Genomic DNA, 13,545 nt, shown 5'->3' on the forward strand with positions numbered 1-13,545 from the left:
CCATAAGCATCGATGAGGGTGCCGACGAGCTTGACCGACCCGCCGTCGCCGGCCCCCGGGCTGCTTTCGGCAATGGTGATGGTCAGATCCGTGCCAGTGTAGGAGAGGCTGATGTCGGCGGGATTGATGTCAGTGAACACCAGCCTGTCGCTGCCGTTCCAGGCGTCCTCGGTGATCGTGTCGTTGCCGTCGCCGCGGCTGTAATAATAGGTGTCGTTGCCGCCGCCCCCATACAGAGAATCGTCTCCTCGTCCACCGGCTATAAAGTCATCTCCAGCATACCCAAAGTGGTTCCCCGCACTGTCATTGCCATAGACGATATCGGTTCCAGGAGTGCCCTTGAGATTGCCGTCGGTGTCAACGTTAGCCAAACTCACGTCTGAGCGAAATATATGAGCAAGCTGTGTCACCACCTCGGGCGGATAACCGACACGCATTGCGGCTCCGAGGAATTTCTCTAAAAAGCTGTCTCGGTCGCCATCGAAAAAATCAAGGCTAAAATTTGAAAGGGCAGGAAGTACACGATCCCAATAGCCAGGCTTTTCTGTTGCTACGGCTGGTTCATTGGCTTTCAGCGCGGTAATTAGTACATTAAAATCGACATTCAGGCGATCAGCACCTGCGTCGTATTGCACGAGCACAAACGGCATCAACGGATGCTCATTGATCGTCGCGGCATCTATGCCGAACCGCCACAAAGCCGAAGGAATTTGGGATATGAAGCGTGCCTCCATGGACGCGACAATCTTCTGATAGATTCCTTCATATAGATTTGCCGTTGCCGCATTGGGACGCGTCGGGTATGCCGTCTGTATCGACGGATTGATCCCATAGTACTTATAAACAAAGGCCAGATGTCGAGCGTCTATATGCCCTCCCGCTGAAGACGGATCTATGTTCTCGGTGCCGGCCCATTCCTCTAAAAGGCTCTCGAATTGAGATTTAAAATCCGTTGCGGAAAGCATTGCGCTATCGAGAACGAGCTGCTTTGCGGACTCGGCCAGTTCAGAGTCGAGTGAGGCTGCAACTCGAAAGTCCGCTAGAAGCCCGTACCCGACGATCTGCGGAATCGCGATAGCGCGTCCCGTATAGGTCATGTTTTCAGGAAGTGTTTGATGCGATATCTGCGTATTTGTTAAGAAATCCACTTGGGCGATCTCGCGCTCCACCGCCTGTTGCGTGGTCGGATCAATCATTGTGAAAGATGACGTCGCAATGATCGTGTTGCCGTTGCTTTTCTCAATTGTTGACAGACTTTGGATATTAATTCTGGTGATGCCTATTTCAGAGAGAGTGTGCAGTTCGCCCTGACTTGACGATCCATTTCCATCGGAATCGATCCACATCTTCAACGTCGTGAATGAGGGATCATTAATATCAATCAGGCCATCGTGGTTAACGTCATAGTCCGCTAGGTCGCCGAATCCGTCACCACTCACAGCCCCAATTACGTTTGCAGCTGTGACAATATTTGAACTGCCGGGATCTGAAACGAGAATACCCTGACCGGATTTGATCCAACCAGACTTCTCCGCGAAACCATCACCGCCATAATCAAAGTAGGCGTGAGAGCTTTCTAAACCTTCGAGCTCTATTCCAGTACCGAGTAAATCAAAGATGAGTGGGTCACGCGGCAACGGTGGCGATCCGGGTATTCCGGGTGGTGGAACAGGCTCCAACAATCCGGTGCTGGGTTGGCCTAGTTCGCCTTTGCTAGGCGGGGCGGCCGGAAGCTCAGGTTCATCCGGGAAGTTCTCATCAAACCAATGCTTAAAATCGTTCCAAGTGGGGAATTCCTGGTATATCCCAACTTCTAGAAAGTCACTGATGCCAGCTCCCTCACTGAAGAAAACATGGCCAGACGGAAAATCATACAATGCTGACCAAGCTGCGCCTGGAGAGCCCGTCACCGATGCGAATCCAACTGCAGCATACGGCGTAACGCCAGTACTACTAAATGAAGCCCCTCCAGCTGCACCTACACCTGCCCCCACTTGAGTATAAACCGTCGCTCCCCAGCCACCGCCGGTACCGGCACCTCCTGCAATCCCAAATGTGAAAAACTGGGCATAATACCCACCCCCGATTGGCGGCGCATCCGGCATATTCATCTCCATTATTGCAACGAGGCCGTGCGCAACCCTAACGGGACTTGGAGAAAATGCAATCCTGTATTATCACGAAGGAGGAACGTTCGCCCCTGAATAGGTCAAAATATATGCTACGGAGCAACTAAATGACTAACCTATTATTTTTTCTAGCGTTCGCGATACTTGGTTCGGTAATCTTGATCATGGCGCCTTTAATCGCAGGCAAGAAGAAGCTTACCGACTTCGATAAGCCGACTTTGATCAAATACAGCAAAATAATTCTACCTTTGATGGCGATTTTCTTCTGTCTGGTGCTGATAGCCAGCCTCAATGGAAAATTTCACTGGTATTAAACCTGGGCTGCAGATGTAGGGGTCAGAACAAGGTGCGCCGGGAGACCGGCAAAGTCGCTCCTATCGAGCCGCGCGCAACCCGTATCTGAGGACATCCGAGCGGTGTCGCTCAGGCCCGGAACCGCTCGAATGCGGTCAGCCGGCTCACGAGCGGGTCGGCCTCGTCCCAACAATAGATCTCCGCTCGAAGATACTTCAACTCGTCTTCGAGAGAGTCTTCGGCGACGTCGATCCACCAGGATTTCGGCTGGCCGTCGCTGCCGTCCGCCCATCGGTATCCTCGCGCCTTGAGCTGATCCTTCATGTCGAAGGGACTGTGCTCGGCGAAGATGCGCGCGAACGAACGTCGGCTTGCGGCATAGAGCTCGGCAAAGGGTGCCCCTCTCGGGACGTCCGGACGCGCTGCAAGAAGCTCGAACAAGGCAAAACAATCGTCGAGTGCCCGGTGCGCTTCGTGGAAATATCCGGACTGGGTTATCAGGTAGCCGAGCTTGGTCCCTTCCATGCCACGCGCCATCCAATCGATTTCGGACGCCGAACAGGCCCAGGCCTTTCCCGAAAAAAGTGGAGAGAAAGCCTCGCAGAACGGACGATCGAAGCCGGCATTGTGAGCAACAATGAGATCGGCGGGCTCGACAAGCGCACGCAGCGTGCCGGTGTCGATCATCTTGCCGGCAACCATCTCGTCTGTAATGCCGGTCAGTTGTGTGATTTCCGCCGGTATCGGGTTCATTGGCTGTTGCAGCCCGCTGTAGATCTCTGTGACATCACCGATAGTGCCGGATGGACCAAACGTGAACGCAATTGCGCCGATCTCGATGATCTCGTCGCTGCGATGATTGAGACCCGTCGTTTCGACATCGAGGATCACGCCTCTCAACAGAAACTCAGGCCGCGGGATGACCGCGACTGGCCGCGGTTCGATCTTGGTCAGAACACGATAGCGGCCCGTCGCCTGCAGATGCCGGATCATCTCCCCTTCGCGGGCGGCGTCCGGAGGCCGGCGCTCCGGCTTCGCAGAGCCGGGCGGCCCCACTGGCCCGGTCTGTTCCGAAACAAAAAAATCGAACTGCTGGGTCATCCGCTCTTTTCCCGTCATGTCCGAATTACAGGTCGCGTTTCCTGCGAGTGAGTTTAGCATCGGCTGGTTCCACGACATTCGGGTCGAGTCGGGATGGAAAGTCGCAAACCGTTATCGACATATCTCAAGGCATTGCGAAAGATGCAAGGCAGCGACAGCCTGGCACCGTTCATCGCGGACATGCGCAGGCAGTATTCTTTTGCGCATGTCGCGTTTCTCGTTGTCCGACACGGCACCAGCGCGGCCGCGTATCCTTTCTTTTGTGCGACCTATCCTCTCGAGTGGACGAGGTTTTATATCAGGAACGACTATTTCGAGGTCGACCCTGTCATCGCGGCGGGCCGCTCCGGTTTTCTGCCCATCGACTGGTCTGGACTGGATCGGTCCTCGTCTGCCGCCCGCGAGCTGTTCAGGCAGGCGAGATCGCAGGGGATTGGCCGCCATGGCATGACGTTGCCGATCAGGGGCGCGAACGGTGAGCGCAGCCTGTTCTCGGTGACATCGAACCTCAACAGGTCTGACTGGCTGAAGTTGAGAGACGCGCATCTCGGAGACCTGCACGTCCTTTCCCAGCATCTTCACGAGACGGTCCTTTCCGTTTCGGGTTTGCGAACCAATGAAAGTCGAAGGCCTCTTTCGCGTCGGGAACGAGAGTGCCTTCAGCTCGTGGCACGGGGCCTGCTTTCGAAGCAGATCGCCGTGGCGCTTGAGATCTCCGAAAGTGCTGTCCGGCTCTATCTGCGCTCGGCAAGGCTGAAATTTGGCGCCGCGACAGTCTACCAAGCGGTAGCCCGAGCCAGTCTTCTCGAGCTCATCCAGATCTAAGCCTCGCCTATCGCAAAAGCGCGAAACCAATCGGAAGGAGCCCGCCGACAGTCTTTCATCCAAACCATGACCTGTTCGCATCGGCGTTCCATCAGACGATAGGCAAGCAGTCCTCGCGCTGAAGCAAATGCACAGAACTCGGCGTCGCCGTCTCCAGCCTACACCTGACGTTGCGTGTCAATCTGACGATATCACCAGGTTGTAGCCTTGATCCTCCTCGGCAACATCTGTGGCAAGGATTTCGCATAAATCCTGACGAGTTCGGCCGCCTCCAAGGACCAGTTCCCGGATCCCGACGGAGCAGCCTCTTCATGTCATCGAGGAGGATCGCATCATGGTAGATTCGCAAATCATTCACACTTGGCAAAATGCGCCACGGCTCACGTCCTTTGCGGCGTTTTTTGAGTTGACTGCCCGCGGCGACGCGAACCAGCCGGATCTCGGCCAACCAGAACCCGACATGGCACTGCTGGGCTTCGATCTCGACTGCATGACGTTCTGGGACACGCATCGGCGCCTTTGGGGCAATTTCGATTACCACTATTTCGCAAGCATTCCCTACCGGCTTGAGGAAGAAATGCGCCTGGGCACGGCAATACTCGCCTTCGGCCTGCAAGTCTGGGGCAGAACCCACCGCACGGCGACCGTCTATACGTTGGGTGCCGGCGCCGGCACGCTTGCGCGTGCGCTGGCAAGGATAGGCGATGGCCGCTTCAAGACCCTCTGCTGCAGCCCGACCGACGGCAACCGGATCAGCTTCTTCGCACGACGGGGAAGCGACGATGCGCATTTTCACCACGGTCCGTTCTTCGAGCTCGACGAGGCTCGATATGCCGCCGACGAGAACCTGGCGCCATTTCGCGATGGATATGATGTGCTGCTCGAGGACACGACCTTTCAGATGTATGGCCGAAACCGCCAGGATCAGCTTGCGGTGATCGCACCGCGGCTCCGCCCTGAAGGGTTGCTCATCCAGGTACAGAAGATCAGCCATCCAGACATCGACACCTATCTCCGACGCGAAGACCAGAAGGACGAGCAATTCAAATCGCGATATTTCTCGACGGGACAGATCGCCGCCAAGAAGCGCGATGTCCTCGATGTCATGACGACGTTCCAGGTCGATCTGAAGGCCTCGCTTGCCGCACTCGCCTCACATTTCGGCTATTCCGCCGTGACCTGGAACAGCGGCAACTTCTACACGATCGTCTCGTCCAATTCCCTCCCTGCCCTGCGAACCTTCGTCTCGTCGATGCTAAAGCCCGCGATCCCGCCGGACTATTGCTACGAAGCGCTGCCGCAGATCTTCGCTCGCGAGGAAATCCTGCCCGTGACGATGGATTGGGTATGGCGGCTCCCAAAGCCGGTTAGCGCCGAAATCTGAGAAGGTTCGATCGGATCGTGGCCTCGCTTGCCCGGTCGCGAGGAAGTGGAGGCGTGCCGCATGCCGGGACACAAAACGGAGGTGCAATGGAACGGCGACGCCCGGGCAAACGTCAAGATCGCGCTGTCATTTCTCATGCCGCATCTGCGATCCTTCTGGGAGAGACCGTTGGAAGACTATGCTTACGCGGTCTACGACGCGCGCCCACACAGGGCCGGCTGCGCAGCGCGGACGGAAGCATTGCTCCGGCTGCGGACATGCATCGAGCGGATCGCTATCCGATCGGGTGCCACACCGGAAGACGCCGCCCTTGCGGGAGAGCAGCTGATAGCCGCGCCAGTCATCCAGACCGGACCGCACTGTCTTCTTCTGCCGGACCCCGATGCATTCTACACGCTTCTCTTCGGCTTGCTCGGGCTTGGAGCTCACGGCCTTGGCTGGCAAATCTGGTGCAGCGCCTCGACCGTGAAATTCATCGAGAGCCCAAGAAAAGGCCCAGGATGGCTGCACCTCGAGAACGAGGCCGTCAATGTCTTTGGCCTTCCCCGTCGGCGGATGGATTCCTATAACATCTGCGGTGTCGGCGGCCCTTATCGCTTCACCCTGTCGAAAGATCGCGATGGCGAGCCCGCCAACGCGTCAGCCGCCAGGCTAAAAGCAGCGCTTCCAGAGGCGGAGTTTTCTTCGGCTGCGGACGCCATCAAGGCTGGAAACACGGCTCTCTGGCAGACGATGGCGGGTCCATCGATCCGGCTTTTGCAATTCGACGATATCGACGTCGCAGATTTGTGGGCCGACCATCTGGAAGATCCGGCGTCCTGGCTTTCGGCTCACTTTTTTGGCGACGGGATGCTGGCGGAGGCCATGCTCCAGGCTCTCGACGACCTGCATGCCGGCCCCTTTGCGGGATGGATACGGAAAACGACCGACCTCTTCTGGGGTTTGTTGGGGGGCCGGATCATCGGGCTCAGACTCCGCGACGGCATTCTCTCCGATCAAACGGGCATCCTGTTGAATATCCCGTTCACGCGCGGCGAGATTGCCGCGGCCCTTCGCCGGCGCGAACTCGTTCCAAACCTTCTCGCGATGATTCTGGTCATTTCAATCCTCCCCGGCGCACGCGTGCTCGGCGGCTGCCGCCAGGTCATCTACTATCCGCTGATGCGCCATGTGGTTGCGGCCGCGCTCGATAAGGTGGGCGCGCATGACATGGTCAGCGCCCTTGCAACGGATGTCCGTCCCGGCGTGTGGGGACATCGGGTGCTGAAGCCCGATCATTGCGATCCTTTCCTGGATCTGATCTCCGCCTATCGCATGCAGCCGCTGACGGAAGCCTGCGGCGATCTCGCGAGCTTCACCGGCGACCCGCTTTGGGCAAGCCTGTGCGAACACATCGCCGTCGGGAGGATCAACGCCACCTCGCCCGATTGGCCTTGGGCGCACGTCTCATGATTGGCCGCGACATTGATCTCGCCATTTGCTCCAGGAAAACGGGATGACCCGCACTGACGGCATAACCATCCGGCGATTGTCCGCGGACGAGCTCGATCTTTACCGCGCGATCCGCCTGGAAGCACTTCGCAGCGAGCCGTCGTCTTTTGCCACGACGATAGAAGACTGGCTGCGGCTTTCGCGCGAGGAATGGTTGGCGAGGATGGCGAGCGCCGTCTTCGTGGCCTTCGAAGAAAACGAGCCTGTCGGCATGATGGGATTATCGCGGCAGATGCCGAGCAAGATGAACCACCGCGCGCGTCTTGTCGGCGTCTACCTTCGCAAGAACCTGCGTGGATCGGGTGTTGCGGCTGACCTCCTGGACGCCGTTTGCGATCATGCGAAAAGCATCGGGATCCAGCAGCTGGAGCTCACTGTCAGCGCCGAGGTTGCGCGTGCTCTACGCTTCTACGAACGTCACGGCTTCGAAGCGGTCGGCCGTGTCCCCAATGCACTGCGCGACGAAGGCGAAATCATCGATGAACTCATCATGATCCGCCGGCTGAACGAATGACGGTTTCTGTCACAAAATTCGATGCAGAGACCCAGCGAAGGCAAACGGAGTCGGCCTGACTTCGGCCCAAAACGGGTATATCCGCGAAGGATGCTTGTACGAGCTGGAAAGATTTCAATGAACTCAAAACGACCTTCAATTCAGCGGATTACGTCGTGGACGGAAAGGTCGTTTTTAACGTTGGAGGCAATAAGTACCGGATCGTTGGTTTGGTAGCGTATCGGACGAAACGCATTTTTGTTCTTTTTGTCGGAACGCATGCACAATATGACGACACAGGTGCTTCGGCTGCTACCTGGGCCACCTGTCGTCACTTGGAAAGCCCAGCAAAAGAGTGCCTATTCGCTCCCGATGCTGCACAACAAGATTAGTCACCACGCCACCAGCATTTCCATACTCGATGTCAAATTCTCGGTCATCGGTAACGTAGACGCGTGACCTACCACCTGGAAACGAGCAGTCGCCGCAGCGAATATCGAGCTCATAACTGTTGCGGGCTTCTCGCGTCACGGACAAAGAAAGCAACGGATCACCCTGATCGAAAAGCCGGCATTTCACCTTCTGTTTGCAGAGGACGGTTCCGGAGACGGGCTTTCCACGAACCATCATCGCAAAAGTGACCGAGAACGTCTCATCTCTTTCATTCGCAATTGCCCCGGGTGGAAGACCGAGGATCGTCGATATCGTTGCAGCAGGCAGCATGTTTCGCCACTGCATCTTTATAGTGTTTGACATGAACCTGTTACCCCGTCCACAGCAAGGTAATCGGCAACTTGTGGGAATTGCGGAAGCTTTCAACGAATTCGCGCTGCAGAGAGGCATTTTAGCCTTTCCGAATCTTCATCCTTGACTCAATCAAGAACGAGAACATAATAAGAACATCACGACCAAGAAGGAGGATGATGGCGATGAGCAATTTGCCGAACGATAACCCGTGCGTCGAGCCCTATGAGGATCCGACTGGCACTTATTGGACGCCGCCAGAACCTCTGAACATCGCGCAGATCCATCCCGACATTCGCGCGGCTCTAGTCGGCGCTTTAGGGCGGCGCGGTCCCGCAATACTCGCGACAACCGAAGGTCATGGAAAATTTGAGTTCTATGCCGCAGGAACTGTCGACATGGCGTCTTGTGTGCCCATCGGAAGCTTCACTATTGCAATCGACAGAGAGAATAATCGCGCTTGCGGTGTCTGCTATTGCGACGGCGAACCCGGTCTGACCGAACCGATGAAATTCGCGTTCAGGGGTGACATCGATATCGCTTTTGCGGACTTCTACTGTCTCGCTAGAGATGAAGACTATGTGGCTTGATGGTCATGCCCCGGAAGAGTGCTGCGTGAGAATGCAGATCGGGCAACTTTACCATGCCGGAAATGAATCATTCGAAGAAGCTCGCGCGCTGGTCTTTGACAGACGCGAGCGCGGTCGGGCAAATCCTCGTTGTCCGGTGCGGTCTTTGCAACACGACGCGGCGGTTCCTGCCCGACGACATCCTTAAATTCCGCAAGAACACAACCATCAACCGCCTGAAGTTCATCTGCCTGAGATGCAATAAGCGCGACCACATGGATGTGACCGTTTACGTCCCCTCTCGGTCAGAGATCGGGAAGCTTCCCGTGCGCCGCTTGGCTGCCATTAAGGACGTGAGGATGCCTGTTTGGCGGGACGCTGATGAAGTGGATCGGAAAGGCACCTGGCGGCCATCCTTGTCTTCAAGGATGGGAGCAAACGTGTGATTGTCCGAACGGTCGGAGAAGCCGCCAACGCCCTGATGAGGGACTGGCCCTCCGACGACGGAGACGAGTTCCTTGCTGCTGTGAAAGCCTGCATGGACGTGATGATTGGCAAAGATGAACCCGAGCATTTACGTCAGGCGATTATCCGCGCCGCAGACGAAGCTGGCGTAACGGCCATCGCCGTTCTTCACTGAGCCAAGCAGAGCGTCTATTGAAGGTCTTGGATGTAGCGCCGCGCGCGCTCGGCGGCACGGCGCTTCTTGCGATTTTCTTCTGTTCGGGTTTGTGCGGTTGTGGTCGGTTTCATGGCGATCCTCCTTGCTGTCAAGGCGAAGATCTCAGCATGGATTGCAAGCGACAATTCGAGTTTTCGGAGGGCCGTCTATGGCTGGAAGAGCGACAGAATATTTTGCGGGGCTCGGTTAGCGATTGAGAGCGATTGGACTGCGAGTTGCTGCTGGGTCTGGAAGGCAGCCAATTGTATGTCGAGAATGTTGGCAAAGAAGCCAGCAAATTTGTCCGCGCTTACAATCGCGAATGCGACGACTTCAAGACGCTTTCCCTTGACGCCCCTCTTGCCGGATACGACGGACTCACACTTTTAGACAGGCTTGCAGATCCGCACTTGGCCGGCGAATAGTAGTGGAATGTGTCACGTCCTGCCTGAAGCACGAATTGGAGCCCACCATGACCCCTGCTCGTTTCACCGAATGCCTTCTGCACATCCGCTGGACGCCAATAAACCTTGCCAGCGCGATACAATGCGACCTTTCATGGGTGGAGGCGATGGAAGCCGGGAATGCCGAGGTGCCCGCTGGCTTGGCTGCATGGCTGGAGGTGCTTGCTCAGTGCCATGAAGCAGCTGGCATCCCTCAGACATACCGCGGGCGCGGACACCAATAATTTGCTTGGAGATGTAGGCGCACCAGGCATACAGCGGCTATTCTATTGCGGATCTGGTGGCAAAAACATAAGGATGCTACAACCATTCCGTTCTACGCTTCGGAAGGCATTAGGTTTCAGGTGTATCCGTGACGGACTCTGGGAAAATCACATTGACCATCCATGGTCTGGAGGCTTTCCACGGCGAGGTGGATGCAGAGGTGTTTGCGGTCAAATTCTCTGCGTTCATGAAAGGCTTGGCAGAGTCGGATGAAGAAGCAAACGGCAGCCGAGCTCATAAGTTTGTCCTGACTGATCTGCGCAAAAACACAGCAACCGCTGAGTTGGCCGAACGCAAGATAAGGGCAACCGAGGCGCCGCCAAATTCCGGAATTGCATTTTACGCCCAGGGTATCGAAGAAATTCGAGCCAATTCGCCGCGCGCTCGGCAGCTACCTAAGGCGCTTGTGGAGTCGGTCGTGGCTCTCGGGAACGGTGTGTCAAAGAAATTTGAGTTCGGTGAACTTAAGATGCCCGATGGCAGCGTTCTCCTTCTCGACGCCTTTCTTGAGGAACGGGCAAAGCTGGTTCTATCCGATATCAAGAACAAGTCGACGGACCTAGGGCTGTTCCAGGGCATCGCATTCGGATCTTTCGACGGCGTCCTAAAAGCCGTTGATTTCCAGCATGAAACAAAAAGGGGCACCATCCGCCTTTCTGCCGGCGGTCTCCCTGTTGTCTGCAACATTACGGATGTGAACATAGATGAGATTCGTAGTGCGCTTGATCAGCGCGCCCGCTTCTACGGCCGCGCCAGCTATGGCGGGGCAAGCCCGCTTCCGAAGATGCTGGATGTAAGAAGAATCGAAGTTATTGAAGTCGGGCTCGGATTATCTCGTTGGCGGGGTGCATTCGATATTCAGATCGATGAAGATGGCTGGGGCGACTCGTGAATAAAATTCCAGCCTACTACTGGGATTCGTGTGTCTTCATCGCGCATTTCAATAATGAGCGCGATCGGCATAACCATCTCATCGACCATATCGAGCAACATTTAAAAGAGGCTCAGGCCGGAAAATGTCAAATCTACACGTCCACGCTTACTATAGCTGAAATCACGACCCCGACTCTAAATGCCGCGTCGGTGGGCTCCTTCAACGAGTTCGTTAGGGATTTCCAGTCCTCAATTTTCTTAATGGAACCTGACCCTAATACGATGACGCTCGCCTCTCACCTGCGGAGTCAGCGCTATTCAAAACAAGACGGTGCAAAACCAAGGCAACTCTCGCCACCTGACGCGATCCACTTGGCCACGGCCATCAATCTCAAGCCGATGTACAATGTGGAGCTGGATGCTTTTCATACATTTGACGCGGGGAAGTCCCGCGGTCTTGATGGTGGAAGGGGCCTCCCCATGCTTGGATTCGAGGAGTGGGCCGCAGAGTGTTCACAGGACATTTGGGTCAAACGCGTCTGCGATATGCGAAGATCCATCCCCGAACACCCAACCCCACAATTGAATTTGGGATGATCTTGAAACGCGATGCATCGGGAGGCGCTTACGGGCTGGCGGAATGACCGGTGGCGCGGATCGTGGAGAGCTCACGCTCCAGCCGCTGCTGATTTTCGCGTAGTTCCAGGATCACATCCCGGCACCTTGCTCAGCGCAGTGCGCACGCATAAATCGAGCAACTCTTTGTTAGCCAACGTTCTTTAGCGAAATTTCGCGGTGGCTGTGCACAGTCATGGCGCAGCATCAAGGGAGAACACTATGCGCCGTGAACAACTTCGAGATGACCGTGGCCACATCTTCGCTACCGTCGAAACCCAGTCGAATGGTGATGCCATTATCAGGGACGACCGTGGGCACATCTGCGGGCAATACGATGCTAGCACAAATAAAACCCGCGATGACCGCCAACGGATCGTGGGAACAGGGAATCTACTCACCCGGCTGGTCTGATGGTCAATGACAGCCGCCGCCCTGCTTGTTTGCTCTTCGCTAACCGCTGTCGATGGTGACACTGTGCGATGCGACGGGCAGCTTATCCCTAGCGCCATAGACAGACCCCTGGACCGTCTTGACCTCATCGATCTGGCGTTGCTGATCAACGAAGCGTTGATCGTAACAGGCCGAACGGTCCTGGCGCGGTCCTCGGCACCTCTTTCGGTTCTCCACTCCAACTCCTGCCGCGTCACCATCTTATCGGCGAAGGTGCCGACGGACTGCTTCAGGTCGCTGGTTGCCTCTCGGATCGGGAGGTATGCCAGGCCTCCGAGCATGGCTGCAAACGTCAGCGCCACGCCCAGCGCCTGCCATTGCGGTTTGTTCCGCTCGGCGAGATTGCTCGATAGCGCGGCGATCGAGGCGCGCGTTTCGTTGGCAAGGGACGTAACGGCGGTGTCGATGTTCTTGAAGCCGGATCGTACCTCCGACTCCAGGTCGGTCTGCCGGCGCCCGAGGTTGGTGACCCGCCCGCCAAGCTGAGCGGTAATCGCATCCGTATAGACACGGTGGGCATCGTTGTTGTTGCTCATGTCGTCTGCCATCCTGTTGATGCCCTGCCCTTTCAAATGCAATGCCTGTGTTTGGATAAACCGTCGCGTGTGCGGCACGCCTCTTGCAAAGCTAACAATATGTTATCCTTGCAGGAGTTGAGCGTTATGAAATGGGACACATCTGCGCAGTTTGCCCCTGTGATCCTGGCCTTTGAGGCTGAGCGCGAGCGCGTCTTAGTGCGCACCGTTCAGGAAGCGGCCGACGCGCTGATGAGGAAATGGCCTATCGATGACGGCGAAGAATTCCTTGCCGCGGTGAAGGCCTGCCTTGATGTGATGGCTAGGAAAGCCGAACCCGAGGACTTGAGGGCAGCTCTCATCAGAGCTGCAGACGAAGCTGGCGTCACCGTCGTTACTGTCCTGCACTGACTGAGGGCGATGGCAGACTTGCCGACACGAGGAGAACCATCCATCGAAGGATGATGGCACGCTCGGCCGGTCAGCACGAGGGATCGGGCCTCTGCCTACCCTCGAAAATTGCCAGCATGTTTGAAAATCCTGGTGTGCAGTAAGGGACAAGATCCGATCGGAACCTTTAGCGATTTCGTCAGTTTTCAAGGCATGGAGCGCACGGCTGATGTGCAGCCCGCCAGACCCTTCAATCGCCTCGGTCGTGCGGCCCCTCCTT

The 13,545-nt window shown here is 56.4% G+C and carries 15 protein-coding genes and 1 pseudogene; 13 read left to right on the forward strand and 3 right to left on the reverse strand.

The annotated features are described in order from the left end of the window. Together J2X71_RS31810 and J2X71_RS31815 are read right to left on the reverse strand one after the other, a co-directional pair. A pseudogene (locus tag J2X71_RS31810) lies at positions 1 to 2,105 on the reverse strand (hypothetical protein); the annotation flags it as partial. A 447-nt stretch (positions 2,106 to 2,552) separates the two neighbouring features. Continuing rightward, a complete protein-coding gene (locus J2X71_RS31815; RefSeq protein WP_310388660.1) occupies positions 2,553 to 3,524 on the reverse strand; it encodes a 3'-5' exonuclease in 972 nt (323 codons plus the stop codon). A 141-nt stretch (positions 3,525 to 3,665) separates the two neighbouring features. On the opposite strand from J2X71_RS31815, the gene J2X71_RS31820 reads away from it, so the two are divergent. From J2X71_RS31820 to J2X71_RS31840, 5 genes are all read left to right on the forward strand, one after another. Beyond that, complete coding sequence (locus J2X71_RS31820) at positions 3,666 to 4,349, forward strand: LuxR family transcriptional regulator (protein ID WP_310388662.1); 684 nt, start codon at positions 3,666 to 3,668, stop codon at positions 4,347 to 4,349. A 334-nt stretch (positions 4,350 to 4,683) separates the two neighbouring features. Continuing rightward, complete coding sequence (locus J2X71_RS31825; protein ID WP_310388663.1) at positions 4,684 to 5,733, forward strand: class I SAM-dependent methyltransferase; 1,050 nt, start codon at positions 4,684 to 4,686, stop codon at positions 5,731 to 5,733. A 60-nt stretch (positions 5,734 to 5,793) separates the two neighbouring features. Further along, positions 5,794 to 7,185, forward strand: coding sequence for a hypothetical protein (locus tag J2X71_RS31830; protein WP_310388665.1), 1,392 nt, complete (start codon positions 5,794 to 5,796; stop codon positions 7,183 to 7,185). A gap of 43 nt (positions 7,186 to 7,228) precedes the next feature. After that, complete coding sequence (locus J2X71_RS31835) at positions 7,229 to 7,738, forward strand: GNAT family N-acetyltransferase (RefSeq protein ID WP_310388666.1); 510 nt, start codon at positions 7,229 to 7,231, stop codon at positions 7,736 to 7,738. A 77-nt stretch (positions 7,739 to 7,815) separates the two neighbouring features. After that, positions 7,816 to 8,109, forward strand: coding sequence for a type II toxin-antitoxin system HigB family toxin (locus J2X71_RS31840; protein WP_310388898.1), 294 nt, complete (start codon positions 7,816 to 7,818; stop codon positions 8,107 to 8,109). Here the strand turns inward: J2X71_RS31840 and J2X71_RS31845 are convergent. Next, positions 8,030 to 8,473, reverse strand: a complete 444-nt coding sequence (locus tag J2X71_RS31845; RefSeq protein WP_310388669.1) for a hypothetical protein — start codon at positions 8,471 to 8,473, stop codon at positions 8,030 to 8,032. The two genes, J2X71_RS31840 and J2X71_RS31845, sit on opposite strands and share 80 nt — an antisense overlap. 173 nt (positions 8,474 to 8,646) lie before the next feature. Here J2X71_RS31845 and J2X71_RS31850 point away from each other — a divergent pair, with 173 nt between their 5' ends. From J2X71_RS31850 to J2X71_RS31885, 8 genes are all read left to right on the forward strand, one after another. After that, positions 8,647 to 9,051: a hypothetical protein gene (locus J2X71_RS31850; RefSeq protein WP_310388671.1), complete on the forward strand. Its 405-nt coding sequence runs from the start codon at positions 8,647 to 8,649 to the stop codon at positions 9,049 to 9,051. Between the two features lie 53 nt (positions 9,052 to 9,104). Beyond that, a complete protein-coding gene (locus J2X71_RS31855; protein WP_310388673.1) occupies positions 9,105 to 9,476 on the forward strand; it encodes a hypothetical protein in 372 nt (123 codons plus the stop codon). Further along, positions 9,473 to 9,670: a DUF982 domain-containing protein gene (locus tag J2X71_RS31860; protein WP_405049778.1), complete on the forward strand. Its 198-nt coding sequence runs from the start codon at positions 9,473 to 9,475 to the stop codon at positions 9,668 to 9,670. Before J2X71_RS31855 ends, J2X71_RS31860 begins: the two co-directional genes overlap by 4 nt. A gap of 257 nt (positions 9,671 to 9,927) precedes the next feature. Beyond that, positions 9,928 to 10,116, forward strand: a complete 189-nt coding sequence (locus J2X71_RS31865) for a hypothetical protein (RefSeq protein ID WP_310388674.1) — start codon at positions 9,928 to 9,930, stop codon at positions 10,114 to 10,116. Positions 10,117 to 10,163: 47 nt separating this feature from the next. Continuing rightward, a complete protein-coding gene (locus tag J2X71_RS31870; RefSeq protein ID WP_310388676.1) occupies positions 10,164 to 10,379 on the forward strand; it encodes a hypothetical protein in 216 nt (71 codons plus the stop codon). A 152-nt stretch (positions 10,380 to 10,531) separates the two neighbouring features. Then, positions 10,532 to 11,311, forward strand: coding sequence for a hypothetical protein (locus J2X71_RS31875; RefSeq protein ID WP_310388677.1), 780 nt, complete (start codon positions 10,532 to 10,534; stop codon positions 11,309 to 11,311). Then, positions 11,308 to 11,889 (forward strand): PIN domain-containing protein, encoded by a 582-nt coding sequence (locus J2X71_RS31880; RefSeq protein ID WP_310388679.1) that lies wholly within the window; start codon positions 11,308 to 11,310, stop codon positions 11,887 to 11,889. Before J2X71_RS31875 ends, J2X71_RS31880 begins: the two co-directional genes overlap by 4 nt. A gap of 1,133 nt (positions 11,890 to 13,022) precedes the next feature. Continuing rightward, positions 13,023 to 13,286: a DUF982 domain-containing protein gene (locus J2X71_RS31885; protein WP_310388681.1), complete on the forward strand. Its 264-nt coding sequence runs from the start codon at positions 13,023 to 13,025 to the stop codon at positions 13,284 to 13,286. The last annotated feature ends 259 nt before the right edge of the window (positions 13,287 to 13,545 follow it).

It is taken from the genome of Rhizobium sp. 1399, assembly GCF_031455475.1.
Lineage (GTDB): Bacteria > Pseudomonadota > Alphaproteobacteria > Rhizobiales > Rhizobiaceae > Rhizobium.